Raw genomic sequence first — 14,212 nt, forward strand, 5'->3', positions numbered from 1 at the left:
GCCAATCAAACAGGTGGGGCAGTGGCTTCGTTTTGCATTTTTCTCTTGACCACAACCACCCTGTTACGGAAGCGGCTTGCATGGGGGGCGGTTTGCGGCTTATAGGGAACGCAGCGCGGGTGTAGCTCAATGGTAGAGCCGCAGCCTTCCAAGCTGAAGACGTGGGTTCGATTCCCATCACCCGCTCCATCCCCCACACCGATACTGCGGCCCGGCTGATGGGGTGTCGCGCGCTATTTCGTCAGGATCAGTTTTCCCGCGCGCGTAATGCGCAGGGTATAGATCTGGCCGTTCAGCGTGATCGCCGCCGTCGTGCCGCCGTTTGTCAGGGCCTCGGCCGCATGGACCGGGGTCTGGGCGAGGATCGGTGTGGCGGTTGGGGCGGGGATCGCCTGGTCGAAGCGGTGCGAAATGGTCATCGGGTCGCCTCCAGCCGGTCAAGGATCAGCTCCAGCCCCTCGGCCGAGGGCGGCAGGCCCGCACAAAGCGCCTGAACGATATCGCGCAGGCCAAATTGCGGCTGTGCGCTGGATTGGTCGGCCCGGCGCGCGGCGGCGGGGCCGGGGGCTGGCGGGTGGGTCATGTCCGGTCTCCTGTCTGGGGCGGGCTGGTCCGGTTCGGACTGGCGATGGCGACAAAGGTGAGTGAAAGAATCGGAATTGTAAAGCCGATTCTTTTAATCGGATTTTTGCGCCCGCGGATGCGTTGACATTCCCGCCCGGATCGGCACGGTTCAGGCAGCGAAACGGGGGGCACGATGGCCTGGGAATTCTGGATCGATCGGGGCGGCACTTTCACCGACATCGTCGCGCGCCGGCCCGATGGCGGGCTGGTCACGGCCAAGCTGCTGTCCGAAAATCCCGAACGCTATCGCGATGCGGCGGTGCAGGGCATCCGCCAGATCCTGGGCCTGGGGCCGGGCGATCCGATCCCACCGGGTGCGATCGGCGCGGTCAAGATGGGCACGACGGTGGCCACCAATGCGCTGCTGGAACGCAAGGGCGAACGGGTGCTGCTGCTGATCACAGAAGGCTTCGGCGATCTGTTGCGCATCGGTTATCAGACCCGGCCACGGCTGTTTGACCTGCACATCCGCCGCCCCGATCTGTTATATGAACAGGTGGCCGAGGTGCCGGGCCGTCTGGATGCCGAGGGCCGCGAAATCCGCCCGCTGGATGAGGCCGCGCTACGCGCCGCGCTGCAGGATGCATATGACCGGGGCATCCGCGCGGTGGCCGTGGCCTTTTTGCACGGCTATCTGAACCCCGCGCACGAACTGCGCGCTGGCCAGATCGCGCGTGAATTGGGCTTCACGCAGATCTCGCTTAGCCATGATTGTTCGCGGCTGATCCGGCTTGTGGGGCGCGGCGATACCACGGTGGCGGATGCCTATCTGTCCCCGATCCTGCGCCGCTATGTCGATCAGGTTGCCGGTGCGCTGGATCTGGGGCGGGGCACGGGGCGGCTGTTCTTCATGCAGTCGAACGGCGGGCTGACGGATGCGGCGCGGTTTCACGGGCGCGATGCGATCCTGTCGGGGCCCGCGGGCGGGATCGTCGGCATGGTCCGCACCGCCGAAGCCGCGGGGTTCGACCGGGTGATCGGGTTCGACATGGGCGGCACCTCGACCGATGTCAGCCATTACGCCGGCCATTTTGAGCGGAGTTTCGAAACCGAGGTCGCGGGCGTGCGGCTGCGCGCGCCGATGATGGACATTCATACCGTGGCGGCGGGGGGCGGCTCGATCCTGTCGTTCCGCGATGGGCGGCTGCAGGTGGGGCCCGAAAGCGCAGGCGCCGATCCCGGGCCTGCCGCCTATCGGCGCGGCGGGCCGCTGACGGTGACGGATGCCAATGTCCTGCTGGGGCGGCTGAACCCCGACCATTTCCCGGCGGTCTTTGGCGCCGGTGGCGATCAGCCGCTGGATCTGGCGGCGGTGCGGGCGGGCTTTGCCGATCTGGCCGTGCAGGTCGCCGTTGCCACCGGGCAGGCCCAGAGGCCCGAGGCGCTGGCCGAGGGGTTTTTGCAGATCGCCGTGGCCAATATGGCCAATGCGATCAAGAAGATCAGCGTGGAACGCGGCCATGATGTCACCGGCTACACGCTGCAATGCTTTGGCGGGGCGGGTGGGCAGCATGCCTGCCGTGTGGCCGATGCGCTGGGGATGGGGCGGGTGATGCTGCATCCCTTCGCCGGGGTTCTGTCGGCCTATGGCATGGGGCTGGCCGCGCTGCGGTCTTTGCGAGAGGCGCAGGCCGATGCGCCCCTGTCCGACACCCCCGCAATGGCCGCGCAGGTCGCGGCGCTGGAGGCCGAGGCCCGCGCCGATCTGGTGGCGCAGGGCGTTGCGGCCACCGCGATCACCGTGACCGCGCGCGCGCATCTGCGCTACGACGGCTCGCACCAGCCTTTAGAGGTCGATTTCGGCCCCGCCGCCGCGATGCAGGCCGCGTTTGAGGCAGCCCATCTGGCCCGCTTCGGCTTTGCCGACCCCGCCCGCGCCGTCCGCTTTGAGATGCTGACGGTCGAGGCCGCGGGCGGCGCCGCGCCGCTGGTCCCCCCCGATCTGCCGCAGGGCGGGGCGCGGCCCGTCGCCCACGCGCCGGTGCATGTCGGTGGGGCGTGGCAGGATGTGCCCCTGTATGACCGCGCGGCGCTTGGCGCAGGCGCCGAAATCCACGGCCCCGCGATCATCCTGGAAGCCACCGGCACCACGGTGCTGGAACCGGGCTGGGCCGCGCGCGTCGATGCGCAGGCCAACCTGATCCTGGAACGGCGCGAACAGGCCCGCCGCGCGCAGGCCGCCGGAACCGCCGCCGATCCCGTCACGCTAGAGGTGATGTCCAACCTGTTCATGTCGGTCGCCGATCAGATGGGGGCGGCGCTGGCCAATACCGCCTGGTCGGTCAACATCAAGGAACGCTTCGACTTTTCCTGCGCGATCTTTGACGAAACCGGCGCGCTGGTGGCCAACGCGCCGCACGTGCCGGTGCATCTGGGTTCCATGTCCGCCGCGATCCGCGAGGTGATGCGCGTGGCCGGGCCGCAGGTGGCCGAGGGCGATGCCTATATGCTGAACTCGCCCTTCGCGGGCGGCACGCATCTGCCCGATGTGACGGTGGTCAGCCCGGTGTTTCTGGACGGCCGGCTGCGCTTCTGGCTGGGGTCGCGCGGTCATCACGCCGATATCGGCGGCCGCACGCCCGGATCCTCGCCCCCCGACAGCCGGGTGATCGAGGAGGAGGGCGTTTTGATCGACACCTTCCAGCTGGTCCGCGCCGGGCAGTTCCGCGAAGATGCGGCGCGCGCGCTTCTGGCCTCGGGGCGCTATCCGTGCCGGAACATCGACCAGAACATCGCGGATCTGAAGGCGCAGGTCGCCGCCAATGAAACCGGGCGGCGCGAATTGATCCGTGCCGCCGCCCATTGGGGCGCCGATGTGTTGGTGGCCTATGCCGGCCACGTGCAGGACAATGCCGAGGCGCTGGTGCGCGCGGTGATCGGCACCTTGCAGGATGGCGATTATACCTATCCGATGGACACCGGCGCGCAGATCCGCGTGGCGGTGCGGGTGGACCGGGCGCGCGGCGCGGCGGTGGTAGATTTCACCGGCACCTCGCCGCAGGCCGAGGGGAACTACAACGCCCCGGCGGCGATTGCCCGCGCGGTGGTGCTGTATGTCTTCCGCACGCTGGTGGGCAAGGACATTCCGTTGAATGAGGGCTGCCTGCGCCCGATCACCATCCTCCTGCCCGAAGGATCCATGCTGAACCCGCGCTATCCCGCCGCCGTGATTGCCGGCAATACCGAGGTCAGCCAGGCCGCCGCCAATGCGCTTTACGGCGCGCTGGGGGTGCTGGCCGGGTCGCAGGGCACGATGAACAATTTCGTCTGGGGCAATGCGGCGTTCCAGAACTATGAGACCATCGCGGGCGGCACCGGGGCGGGGCCGGGCTTTGCGGGCTGCGACGCGGTGCAAAGCCACATGACCAACACCCGCATGACCGACCCCGAGGTGCTGGAGCGTCGATTCCCCGTGCGGCTGGAACGCTTCGCGATCCGGCACGGATCGGGCGGCGCGGGGCGTTGGCCGGGGGGCTGCGGCGTGGACCGGGTGCTGCGGTTCCTGGAGCCGGTGACGGTCACGGTGCTGTCGTCATCCCGCATCCATCCGCCCTTTGGCGGGGCGGGGGGCGATCCGGGCGCCTTGGGCGAAAACCGCGTGATCTGGCCCGACGGGCGCGAGGAAACCCTGCGCGGCAATGACGAACGCGACCTGCCCGCAGGCGCGGCCTTCCGCATGCTGACGCCGGGCGGCGGAGGCTGGGGGCGGCCTTGAATGACAAAGGCCCGGTCGGGTGACCGGGCCTTCGCCTTGGGTTTTGATCGCTTATTGCAGCGTGGCCAGATAGGCGGCCATGTCCTCGGCGCCCTTGGGCAGCTTGAAGGTCATCTTCGACTTGGCGCCCGCATCGCCCGAGGTTTCTTTCAGCCAGGCGGTCGGGTCTTCCAGATAGTCTTCAAGGTTGTCTTCATCCCAGACCACGCCCGAGGCGCCGACGGCGACGATCGCATCGCCGTATTTGAAGCCTTCGACGGTGCCGGGCGCGCGGCCGACGACGCCCCACAGGTTCGGGCCGGTCTTGCCGCCCTTGACGATTTCATTGCCCGCATCGTCCACGATCATGTGGCAGGCCTTGCATTTCTTGAAATCGGCCTCGCCCTTGGCGGCATCGCCCGAGGCCAGCGCGGGGCCGGCAAGGGTGGCGACCGCGAAGGCGGCGATCAGGCTGCGTTTCATCATCATCTGTCTCCTTTGTTCGATGATCCGTTGTGGGGGCCAGGCGCCTAGCGGCGACCCTCGGCCGCGTCGATCAGGCCGCGCACCCAGATGGCGGCGGCCCAGGTGGCCGGAATGCCAAGCGGCACCGACCAGACCAGCGCCGTGACCGGGGCGATGGCCGGAAAACCCAAGCCCTGAAACATCAGACCCGCCAGGAACAGGTTGATCGCCACCGCCGCCGCCGTGAACGGGTAAAGCAGCAGGCCCAGCCGCCACAGGCTGCGCGGTGTGTCAGTGCGATGTTCCATCTTCGAAAGTGATCTTGTTCCAGACATTGTATTTTCCCGAAGGCTTGCGCATGGGCAGGCGCTTTACCTCCGTCAGGGTGGCGGCATCATATATAATCACTGCGCCGTCGTCTTCCCATATTGATACCAGCGCATGGCGCCCGTCGCGGGTAAATTCCGTGTGTGCGACGGTTTGCCCCGGTGCCGGGTTCAGCGTGGTGACGATCTGCAGGCTTTGCTTGTCGATGATGTGCATTTCGTCGCGATGCGGGCCGGTAAAGACATCGGCCCAGACATAGGGCGTGTTGGCGTGGCTGCGCAAAAAGAAGCCGGGGCCGTTGGTTTCGATGGTCTGGACCAGGCCCCAATCCTTCATGTCGATCACCGACAGCCGGCCCTCGGTCAGGTGCGGGGTGGCCATCACGCGCCGCCCGTCGCGTTCCCAGGTGATCCCCGATCCCAGATGCGGCATGCCCGGCAGCGGCAGGGTGGCGATTTCGCGCCCGACATCCAGGTTGACGACAACGCCGGTATCGGCCTCGCGGTTCGATCCGATCAGGTTGCGGTAATCGGGGCTGAAGAAGAAATCGTCCAGCGGTGCGGCGACCATGATCCGGCGGCGGGCGAACAGCCCCTGTTCGGCGCCAAGCGCCTCGATCATGCCGGCCTCGTTGGAATGGACGAAACCGTCGTGAAAGGGCCCGCCGTCCTGGGTCGTGGCGATTTCCCAGATCTCGGGGACGTCCTTCAGCGCCAGGACAAAGCTTTCGCGCTGCGGCGCCTGATAGACCGCCGAAACCCGGCTGGCGCGCCCGTCGCGGCCCGCGACCTCGATCACCCGCGCCACCGACAGATCGGTGGTGGACAGGATGGTCAGCGTGGCGGGCAGGTAATTTGCCACCGCCAGCCATTTGCCATCCGCGCTCATGGCGATGTTGCGGCTGTTGAGGCCCGCGCGCACGCGGCCCACCTCGGCCAGGGACCAGATGTCGTATTTCTGCACCCAGCCATCGCGCGACATGACAAAGACAAAGCGCCCGTCGGGGCTGAACTTTGGCCCGCCATGCACCGCGAAGGGGGTTTCAAAGCGGTCGAGCACCGCAAAGCTGTCGCCATCCAGAACGCTGACATGGTGATCGCCGGTTTCCACCACCAGCGTGATGTTCAGCGGGTCGCCCGAAAAGACCGGGGCGGGGGCGGGGGTGTAATCGTCGCGCAAGCTGCGCGTGTCCTCGATATCGGCTTCGGACCAACCGGGCGTAGCGTCCAGCGGCGTGCCGACATAGGCCGCCACGGCGGCGATTTCCGTGGCCGAAAGCGTGCCGCGAAAGCCCGGCATCTGCGTCATCGCGCGGCCCTCGGCGATCACCGCTTCCAGCCGGTCGCCTTTCAGCCGGCCAAGGCTTTCGGGGATCAGCGCGGGGCCGGTGCCGCCCAGCCGGGTTTCGGCGTGGCACGAGGCGCACAGATCGGCATAGATCATCGCGCCATCGGGCCCGGCCATTGCGGGTGCGGATGTGATCAGCGTGGCGCAGACGCCCGCCATCAGCGCCCGGGAGATCCGGCGGATGCCTCCGGCGGGAGTATTGGGGCCAAGAAGAAGCGGCATCGCGGGGGGGCGGGCAGGTCGGGGGTCAGACAAAGCGGTGGGCCGGGTCATGGCTTTTGCCTCGGAAGGGCGTGACGGTCAGGCGGTCGGCATCCTCGATGCCGATTTCGGAATTGCTGAGATAGCAGGCCGGGTCCTCGGCCCAGGGGTCGCCGGTCAGTTGCAGCGCGCGGATGCGGGTGTTGCCGCCGCAGACCGCCTTGAAGGCGCAGGCGCCGCAGCGGCCCTTGAGCGGGCGGGGCCGGGTCCGTAGCGTCGCCAGCATCGGATCATCGCCCGTCCAGAGCTGTGAGAAGGGCGTCGTCTTGACCGAGCCCACGGTATAATCGGACCAGTAGGTATCGGGGTGGACCTTGCCCTGGGGGTCGATATTGGCGACCCCCAGCCCCGAGGAATTGCCGCCCCAGGCCTCCAGATGGGCGCGCAGATGGGCGACCTGATCGGGGGCGAACCGCGCCGCGGCCCAATTGAGGAACCAGACCGCATCGGCATCATTGTTGCCGGTGACGATTTCCAGCGGCTGGTCGCCCGAGACGGCGGCCCAGGCGCGGTCGATCAGCAGGTCCATCGCCTGGCGGGTGCGGGTGTGGGCGGCATCCTCGCCGCGGTGCTTGTCGCCACGCCCGGCATAGACCAGGTGCGACAGGTAGAACTTGTCCACGCCTTCGGCCACGCACAGGTCCAGCATGTCGGGCAGCATATGGGCATTGTCATCGGTGATGGTGAAGCGCAGGCCCACCTTGACGCCGCGGTCCTTGCAGGCGCGCACGCCCGCCAGCGCATCGGCAAAGGCGCCCTCGACGCCGCGGAACCAGTCATTCATCGCGCCGATCCCGTCAAGCGAGATGCCGACATAGTCAAAGCCCAGTTCCGCCACGCGGTCGGCATTTTCGCCGGTGAGTTTCGTGCCGTTCGTCGACAGGCTGAGGTGACGGAAGTTCAGCGCGCGGGCATGTTCGGCCAGTTCGAAGAAGTCAAAGCGCGACAGCGGTTCGCCCCCCGAAAGGATCAGCGCGGGGATGCCGAAACCTGCCAGGTCATCCAGCACGCCCATCGCCTGATCATGCGTCAGCTCGCCCGGAAAGGGCACATCGGCCGATGTGGTATAGCAGTGCCGGCAGCGCAGGTTGCAGGTGCGCGTCAGGTTCCAGATCACCACCGGCTTGACCTTTTCGCCGGTCTGGCCAAAGCCGCGGCGCAGGCGCACCGGGCTGGGGGCCACCAGTTCGTGCATGTATTGCGTCAGGCGAAACATGGGCTAGCCTTCCGTGTTCTTCAGGCGCAGGCCGGTCTTTTTCAGGATGCGCGTGGAATAAAGGATGTCGCGGGCGCGGCAGGCCGGGCCCAGCAGATCGGCGATGATGGCGCGCTTGGCCTCGACCTCGGCGCGGTCGGTGCCGTGGATCATGGCAAACAGGTTATAGGGCCAGTCGGGCAGGGCGCGGGGGCGCAAATAGCAATGCGACACGAAGTCGAGCGCGCCGACCTGCGCCCCCAGGGTCAGCGCGCAGGCATCATCCACGTCCCACACGCTCATGCCGTTGGCGGTCATGCCAAGGGCGTAGTGGTTGGGCGCCAGCGCCACGCGCCGGATCACGCCTGCATCCTGCATCGCCCCCATCCGCGCGATCACCTCGGCCTCGGTCAGGGCCAGCCAGCGCGCGACCTCGGCATAGGGGGCGGGGGTCAGCGGCAGGCCGCCCTGCGTGGCGGCGATGATCTTGCGGTCTGTGGCGTCGATGTTCATGCGGCGACCCGGAAGCCTATGAAAAATTCGTGTTCCTTTGGGAAAAGCAGCACGGGGATGCCGGTCTCTTCCTCGATCACGCGGGCGGTGCGGGTGATGCCTTCGGGCCTTTCGCAGGCCAGCACGAACCACATGTTCAGCCGGTGACTGCGTTCATAATTATGCGCCACCTCGGGATGTGCATTGACCAAAGTCAGGACCTGGTCAAAGCGCGCGGCGGGCACGGCCATCGCGCACAGGCAAAAGGCCCCGCCCATCGCGGCGGCATCGTAGAACGGGCCAAAGCGGGTGACGGCGCCGATTTCGCGCAGCCGACCGATGCGGGCGATCAGGTCTTCCTCGGTCAGGCCCAGCTGGACGGCGACCTCGGCGAAGGGGTTGTGGCTGATCGGAAAGCCGTCCTGCAGGGTGTTCAGGATGCGCCGGTCGGTAGCATCCAGGGCTTCGGGCGGAAGGGGTGAACGTCTCATGCCGCGGTCTCCTGCAAAAGGGCGCCGGTCTGTTTGAAGCAGCGGGTGGAAAACAGCGCGTGATGGCGGGCGCCGGCCAGTTCGGGCAGGGCGGCCGCGCGGTCCAGCACCGCCAGCGCCTCGGCCCGGGATTGGCCGTGGATCATGGAAAACAGCCCATAGGGCCAGATCCCCGGCACGGTGCGCCGCTGATAGCACAGCGTGACGCCGGGCAGGGCGGCCAGCGCGGGGCCCGCGGCGGCGATGCGGTCTTCGGGCAGGTCCCAGACCACCATCGCATTGGCGGCCCAGCCGATGGCGCGGTGGCGCACGATCACGCCCACGCGGGTCAGGATGCGGGCATGGGCCAGCGCGCCGATGCGGGCGATCACGGCATCCTCGGTGCGCCCGATGCGGGCGGCCAGCGTGGCAAAGGGGCGGGGGGTCAGCGTCAGGCCCTCGGTCAGGGCCTGCAGGATCGGGCGGTCGTCGTCGCGCAGCACGTCGCGGTCGGCGGGGCGGTCCGGGGTCATCGCGGCGCGCGCGCCACGCAGCCGGAAGCCAAGGTCGATGTTGAAGGCGCGCACCAGCCGCAGATCCAGCACCCGCAGCCCGGTCGCGGCCCCGATCCGGTCCAGCATCGCGGCCAGTGCCGACGCATCGGGGGCGGTGGCGACGAACCACAGGTTCCAGTCATGTTCGCGCAGGTAGGAATGGTTCACCCCGCGTTCGGCGCCGACGATGGCCGCGACCGACTCGATCCGGTCATCGGGCACGGCCAGCGCGGCCAGCGTTGAGGCGCCCGCGGTATTGGGCCGCACCGTGGCGCCCACCCGTGCAATGGTGCCCGCCGCGCGCAGGCGGGCGAGGCGGTCGATCACCTCGGCCTCGGCCAGCCCCAGCGCCGCGCCGATGGCGGCAAAGGGCTGCGGCACCAGTGGCAAGTCGCGCTGGAATTCATCCAGCAGCCGCGCATCCAGCGGGTCCAGATGGCCAAGGGGCGTGCGGGCGGTCATCGCCTAAAGCCCCGTGCGGTGGGCGCGAGCGGTGAAGAAGATCCCCGAGGGCGCGTTTGCCGCAACCTCGCCCGTCACCGTGCGGGTGCGGGTGTCATAGATCACCACCTTGTTGTCATCGCGCAGCGATACCCAGGCCTCGGCGCCGCGGGGGGCGAATTCCATGTGCAGCACCGCCTTGCCCGGGTTCAGCGTCGCCACCACCGCATGGGTTCGCGAATCGACCACCTGCACCACATCGTTCAGCGGGGTCGAAAAGTTCACCCAGACATAGGGCGAGGCGGGCTGCGCGATGATGAAGACCGGCTGGCCATGCACCGGGGTGCGACCGACCTCCTCACGGGTGGTGCGGTCCACCCACAGCAGTTCATGCGCTCCCACCGCGGGCAGGACGAACTGCCCCTCGGTAAAGGCCCAGCCCTGCAGGTGCGGCATCTTGTAGACCGGCAGGTCATCCTCGGTCTTGCCATAGTCGCGCAGGAAGCGCTGCGGTTCGGGCGCATCATCCCACAGGTCAAAGGCGGTCACGCCCTTTTCGCCGAACAGCCCGATCAGATAGGTATGCGCATCATCGGTCAGCACCGCGTCAAAGGGGTTCTTGCCGGCATTGCCCAACAGGGTGATCGCAGGCTCGGCCCCGGAAAAATCGCCCAGGAACACCTCGCCCGTGTCCCAGACGGTCCAGGCAAAACGGCGACCGGGCACATCGACCAGACCGATGGTCTTTCCGGCGGCTGGGATGTCGGCGATCAGGTCCAGGCTGTCGGCGTCAAAGACCTTGACCCCGCCGGGTTCGTAATTCGACACCGCGATCAGCCGGCCATCATCGGAAATGGCCCCGCCGATGGAATTGCCCGCCTGCACCGTGCGCGCCACGATTTTCTGGGTCAGCATGTCGACCTTGCTAAGACCGCCGTCGCGGCCAAAGACATAGGCAAAGCGTTCGTCGGGCGAATAGGTCAGCGAGGCGTGCGACATGTCGCCCAAACCTTCCACCCGGCCGATGGCGGCGCGGTCGGACCGGTCGATCACCAGAAGCGATCCGGTGGCGCGTTCCACCACCAGCCCCAGATCGCCGGTCGCCCGGCCGATGCCGTCCTGGGCCTCGGTCGCCAGCGCGGCGGGCGCGGTGGTCAGGCTTAGCGCGACCAGAATCGGCGCCAGGATGCGCGCGGTCAGGCGGGTGTCAGCCGGGGATGAAGCGGCCGGGGGGCCGGGCAAGCGGGGCATGATCTACTCCAGTTCCTTCAGGTAATTGGCAATCCACAGCGCCTCGTCTTCGGTCAGCAGCGGGCGCCAGGGGGGCATCGCGGTGCCGGGCACCCCGTCCAGGATGATCAGCGCCAGCCCCTCGGGTTCGGCATGGGCAAGGGCGTCGGCGGTCAGCGGGCTGCCAAGGCCGCCCTTCATCGTCAGCCCGTGGCAGGACCCGCAATCCTGGATCACCATATGTTCCAGCGCCGCGGCGCGGTCGGGCGCGAGTTCGGCCCCCGCCGCAGGCAGCGCCAGACCCAGCGCCAGCACAAACGCGGCGGCCAGCCTAGGCATGGGCGGCCACCGCCATGGCCTGAAAGGCGCGCGCCGGGACCAGCGCGACATCGTCGTAAAGCGATACGACCCGGCCGATGACGAACAGCACCGGCGCCTCGGGTTCGGCCTGCGCCACGTCTGCGGCAATCCCCGACAGGGTGGACAGGATGCGCGTTTCACGCGGGGTGGTGACCGAGGCCACCGCCAGCACCGGCAGGCTTGCGGGCAGGCCATGCGCCATCAGCTGGGCGGCAATTTCGGCGATGTTGGACACGCCCATATAGACCACAAGCGTCGTTTCCGGGCAGGCCAGCGAGGCCCAGTCCAGATCCAGCCGCGCGTCGCGTGCGCGATGCCCGGTGACATAGCGCACGCCGGTGGCAAGGCCGCGATGCGTCAGCGGCACACCGGTGCTGGCCGCGCAGCCCTGCGCCGCGGTGATGCCGGGGACGTAATCGACCGCGATACCGGCCGCGCGCAGATCGGCGGCCTCTTCGCTGCCGCGCCCGAAGATCAGCGGATCGCCGCCCTTCAGGCGCGCCACCGTCAGGCCGTCGCGGGCCAGGTCTACCAGCAGGGCGTTGATCGCCTCTTGCGGGACCTTGTGGCAGCGCGGCAGCTTGCCCACGTCGATCAGCCGCCGTCCCGGCGGGATCAGGGCCATGATCTCGGGGCTGACCAGGCGGTCATAGACCACCACATCGGCGCTTTGCAAAAGCCGCAGCGCGCGCAGCGTCAGCAACTCGGGGTCGCCGGGCCCTGCGCCGATCAGAAAGACTTTGCCCAAGGTTCGGTCGCGCGACAGGTCTTTCATGGCGGTCTCCGTCGGGATGGCTTTGAAAGGGAAGGGGGTGGCGCGGGCGGGCTGGCCGCCCGCGCCGGACGTCATCAGTAGACGTCCTTCTGGGTGTTGAAGACGTTGAACTTGCCGGTCGGCGTGATCAGACGCGGGTCCTTGATCACCTGTTTCAGCTCCAGCGTCTTGTCATCGACCACGACGATCGCGCTTTCCTTGTCCTTCGCGTTCCAGACCGAGAACCAGACCTCGGTGCCTTCCTTGTTGAACTCGGGCTGCACCACGCGCGGCTGGCCATCCGCGATCCCCGCCCATTCGCCGATCGGCAGGGTGATGATCTCGGGTTCGGCATCGGCCTTCATCTCGTCGATCTTGAACACCGCCACCGAGGCCGAGATTTCGGCATCCGGGTTCAGCGTCGCATCGACATACAGGTGGTTCGAATTCGGGTGCGTCTTGATGAACAGCGACCCGCCACCCAGCGCATAGAAGCTGTCGACGATCTGCCAGGCGTTGTCGGCATGGCCTTCGGGGTCGGTACCGATCAGCGCCACCGATTCATCGCCCAGGTGCGAGGTCGCCCAGACCGGACCGAAATCGGGGTGGACAAAGTTGGCGCCCCGGCCCGGGTGCGGCGTCTGCCCGCCCGTGTCGGTGATGGCGGCCAGCTTGCCTTCCTTGGTGTCGATCACGACCAGCTTGTTGCGGGCGTTCGCAGCGGTGATGAAGTAGCGGTGCGACCCGTCCAGGCCACCGTCGTGCAGGAAGCGTTCGGCCTCGATCTCGGTGGTCTTCAGGTTCTTCAGGTCGGTATAGTCGACCAGAAGGATCTTGCCGGTTTCCTTCACGTTGACGATGAATTCCGGCCGGTAGTGGCTGGCCAGGATCGCCGCCACCCGCGGTTCGGGGTGATAGACCTGTTCGTCATAGATGTTGCCGCGGGTCGAGACGATCTTCAGCGGTTCCAGCGTGTCGCCATCCATGATCACGTATTGCGGGGGCCAGTAGGCGCCGGCGATGGCGTATTTGTCCTCATAGCCCTCGAATTTCGAGGTTTCGACCGAACGCGCCTCGGAACCGACCTTGATTTCGGCCACCGGGGCGGGCGGGTCCATCCACAGGTCGATCATCGTGACCTTGGCGTCGCGCCCGATCACCATCAGATAGCGGCCCGAGGCCGAGATCCGGCTGATGTGAACGGCATAGCCGGTCTTGATGACGGCGTGGATTTCATAGGTCGCCCCGTCGATCAGGGCAATTTCACCCGAATCGCGCAGCGTGACCGACATCAGGTTTTCAATTTCGATGTCGTTCAGCTTTTCCTTCGGGCGATCTTCGGGCGCCACGATGACCTTCCAGCTGTCCTTCATCTCGGGCATGCCGAATTCCGGGGGGGCCGGCGGTTCCAGCAGCAGATAGCGCGCCATCAGGTCGACATCGGCTTCGGACAATTCACCCGAGGTGCCCCAGTTCGGCATCCCCGCGGGCGAGCCGTAGGTGATGAAGCTGTGCAGATAGTCATAGCCGTTTTCGCGCGTCAGGTCAGGCGTCAGCGCCTTGCCGGTCGCGCCCTTGCGCAGCACGCCGTGGCAGCCCGCGCAGCGTTCGAAATAGATCTGGGTGGCGCGCTGGAATTCTTCCTGCGTCATGACCGGATCATCGGGCTTGCGGCCGGGGATCTCGACCTGAAGCTGGCCCAGCGTGGTCATCGAGGGTTCATAGGCCGCGGCCGGGCCGCTGGCGTGTTCCTTGGTCGCGTCCTGCGCGAATGCCGGGGCCGAGATCAGGGCGAGCGCCAGGGCGGCGCTGCTCATGAGCATTTGCCTGGCGTGGGAGGCTCGGGGTTTCATTGGGTTTCTCCGTTCCGCTGGTGAGGCTGACTGGACCTTGCGCTGTAACGCGAATGTGTTCCTTGACTTTCGTTAAGGCTGCGACAGCGGCGCGCAGGCAGGGTCGGGCCATCATCCCCCGGCCCCGGTTTTCCGGTCGCGCGGG

General features: G+C 67.4%; 14 protein-coding genes and 1 tRNA gene. 2 read left to right on the top strand and 13 right to left on the bottom strand.

The features are described 5' to 3' along the window. The first annotated feature begins 115 nt into the window (after positions 1–115). Positions 116–189, top strand: a tRNA-Gly gene (locus MXB90_RS07410). Between the two features lie 44 nt (positions 190–233). Here the strand turns inward: MXB90_RS07410 and hemP are convergent. Together hemP and MXB90_RS07420 are read right to left on the bottom strand one after the other, a co-directional pair. Beyond that, positions 234–419 carry a hemin uptake protein HemP gene (gene hemP / locus MXB90_RS07415; protein ID WP_250043034.1) on the bottom strand — a complete coding sequence of 62 codons (186 nt, stop codon included), beginning with the start codon at positions 417–419 and terminating at the stop codon, positions 234–236. After that, positions 416–583, bottom strand: a complete 168-nt coding sequence (locus MXB90_RS07420) for a hypothetical protein (RefSeq protein ID WP_250043036.1) — start codon at positions 581–583, stop codon at positions 416–418. The genes hemP and MXB90_RS07420 overlap by 4 nt, the downstream gene beginning before the upstream one ends. Before the next feature lie 174 nt (positions 584–757). On the opposite strand from MXB90_RS07420, the gene MXB90_RS07425 reads away from it, so the two are divergent. Then, positions 758–4,339, top strand: a complete 3,582-nt coding sequence (locus MXB90_RS07425) for a hydantoinase B/oxoprolinase family protein (RefSeq protein WP_250043038.1) — start codon at positions 758–760, stop codon at positions 4,337–4,339. Between the two features lie 51 nt (positions 4,340–4,390). Here the strand turns inward: MXB90_RS07425 and MXB90_RS07430 are convergent, their stop codons facing one another. From MXB90_RS07430 to MXB90_RS07480, 11 genes are all read right to left on the bottom strand, one after another. Continuing rightward, positions 4,391–4,801 (bottom strand): c-type cytochrome, encoded by a 411-nt coding sequence (locus tag MXB90_RS07430; RefSeq protein WP_250043403.1) that lies wholly within the window; start codon positions 4,799–4,801, stop codon positions 4,391–4,393. A gap of 47 nt (positions 4,802–4,848) precedes the next feature. Next, positions 4,849–5,091 (bottom strand): hypothetical protein, encoded by a 243-nt coding sequence (locus MXB90_RS07435; RefSeq protein ID WP_250043039.1) that lies wholly within the window; start codon positions 5,089–5,091, stop codon positions 4,849–4,851. Then, positions 5,075–6,616, bottom strand: a complete 1,542-nt coding sequence (locus tag MXB90_RS07440; protein ID WP_462982243.1) for a cytochrome D1 domain-containing protein — start codon at positions 6,614–6,616, stop codon at positions 5,075–5,077. Before MXB90_RS07440 ends, MXB90_RS07435 begins: the two co-directional genes overlap by 17 nt. Before the next feature lie 88 nt (positions 6,617–6,704). After that, entirely contained in the window at positions 6,705–7,934 is a 1,230-nt protein-coding gene (gene nirJ, locus MXB90_RS07445; protein ID WP_250043042.1) for a heme d1 biosynthesis radical SAM protein NirJ, read from the bottom strand. Between the two features lie 3 nt (positions 7,935–7,937). After that, on the bottom strand, positions 7,938–8,426 hold the full coding sequence (gene ahbB, locus MXB90_RS07450; protein WP_250043045.1) for a siroheme decarboxylase subunit beta: 489 nt from the start codon (positions 8,424–8,426) through the stop codon (positions 7,938–7,940). Further along, positions 8,423–8,896 carry an Lrp/AsnC family transcriptional regulator gene (locus tag MXB90_RS07455; protein WP_250043050.1) on the bottom strand — a complete coding sequence of 158 codons (474 nt, stop codon included), beginning with the start codon at positions 8,894–8,896 and terminating at the stop codon, positions 8,423–8,425. Before MXB90_RS07455 ends, ahbB (MXB90_RS07450) begins: the two co-directional genes overlap by 4 nt. Next, the gene (gene ahbB / locus MXB90_RS07460) at positions 8,893–9,891 is read right to left on the bottom strand and encodes a siroheme decarboxylase subunit beta (protein ID WP_250043054.1); all 999 of its coding nucleotides are present in this window, start codon (positions 9,889–9,891) and stop codon (positions 8,893–8,895) included. The genes MXB90_RS07455 and ahbB (MXB90_RS07460) overlap by 4 nt, the downstream gene beginning before the upstream one ends. Positions 9,892–9,894: 3 nt before the next feature. Next, positions 9,895–11,121 carry a cytochrome D1 domain-containing protein gene (locus MXB90_RS07465; protein ID WP_250043056.1) on the bottom strand — a complete coding sequence of 409 codons (1,227 nt, stop codon included), beginning with the start codon at positions 11,119–11,121 and terminating at the stop codon, positions 9,895–9,897. A 3-nt stretch (positions 11,122–11,124) separates the two neighbouring features. Continuing rightward, positions 11,125–11,439: a c-type cytochrome gene (locus tag MXB90_RS07470; protein ID WP_250043059.1), complete on the bottom strand. Its 315-nt coding sequence runs from the start codon at positions 11,437–11,439 to the stop codon at positions 11,125–11,127. Beyond that, a complete protein-coding gene (gene cobA / locus MXB90_RS07475; RefSeq protein WP_250043062.1) occupies positions 11,432–12,235 on the bottom strand; it encodes a uroporphyrinogen-III C-methyltransferase in 804 nt (267 codons plus the stop codon). The genes MXB90_RS07470 and cobA overlap by 8 nt, the downstream gene beginning before the upstream one ends. A gap of 74 nt (positions 12,236–12,309) precedes the next feature. Beyond that, entirely contained in the window at positions 12,310–14,037 is a 1,728-nt protein-coding gene (locus tag MXB90_RS07480; protein WP_462982239.1) for a cytochrome D1 domain-containing protein, read from the bottom strand. Between the last annotated feature and the right edge of the window lie 175 nt (positions 14,038–14,212).

Origin of the sequence: Phaeovulum molybdatiresistens, assembly GCF_023544865.1 — a bacterium.
In the GTDB taxonomy this organism is placed as follows: domain Bacteria; phylum Pseudomonadota; class Alphaproteobacteria; order Rhodobacterales; family Rhodobacteraceae; genus Pontitalea.

Excerpts from the sequence above, each read along its gene's own strand:
- hemP (WP_250043034.1), bottom strand. The coding sequence starts at position 419 with ATGACCATTTCGCACCGCTTCGACCAGGCGATCCCCGCCCCAACCGCC.
- MXB90_RS07430 (WP_250043403.1), bottom strand. The coding sequence starts at position 4,801 with ATGAAACGCAGCCTGATCGCCGCCTTCGCGGTCGCCACCCTTGCCGGC.
- MXB90_RS07420 (WP_250043036.1), bottom strand. The coding sequence starts at position 583 with ATGACCCACCCGCCAGCCCCCGGCCCCGCCGCCGCGCGCCGGGCCGAC.
- MXB90_RS07465 (WP_250043056.1), bottom strand. The coding sequence starts at position 11,121 with ATGCCCCGCTTGCCCGGCCCCCCGGCCGCTTCATCCCCGGCTGACACC.
- ahbB (WP_250043054.1), bottom strand. The coding sequence starts at position 9,891 with ATGACCGCCCGCACGCCCCTTGGCCATCTGGACCCGCTGGATGCGCGG.
- MXB90_RS07425 (WP_250043038.1), top strand. The coding sequence starts at position 758 with ATGGCCTGGGAATTCTGGATCGATCGGGGCGGCACTTTCACCGACATC.
- nirJ (WP_250043042.1), bottom strand. The coding sequence starts at position 7,934 with ATGTTTCGCCTGACGCAATACATGCACGAACTGGTGGCCCCCAGCCCG.
- MXB90_RS07455 (WP_250043050.1), bottom strand. The coding sequence starts at position 8,896 with ATGAGACGTTCACCCCTTCCGCCCGAAGCCCTGGATGCTACCGACCGG.
- MXB90_RS07480 (WP_462982239.1), bottom strand. The coding sequence starts at position 14,037 with ATGCTCATGAGCAGCGCCGCCCTGGCGCTCGCCCTGATCTCGGCCCCG.
- cobA (WP_250043062.1), bottom strand. The coding sequence starts at position 12,235 with ATGAAAGACCTGTCGCGCGACCGAACCTTGGGCAAAGTCTTTCTGATC.
- ahbB (WP_250043045.1), bottom strand. The coding sequence starts at position 8,426 with ATGAACATCGACGCCACAGACCGCAAGATCATCGCCGCCACGCAGGGC.
- MXB90_RS07435 (WP_250043039.1), bottom strand. The coding sequence starts at position 5,091 with ATGGAACATCGCACTGACACACCGCGCAGCCTGTGGCGGCTGGGCCTG.
- MXB90_RS07470 (WP_250043059.1), bottom strand. The coding sequence starts at position 11,439 with ATGCCTAGGCTGGCCGCCGCGTTTGTGCTGGCGCTGGGTCTGGCGCTG.
- MXB90_RS07440 (WP_462982243.1), bottom strand. The coding sequence starts at position 6,616 with ATGGCGGGCGTCTGCGCCACGCTGATCACATCCGCACCCGCAATGGCC.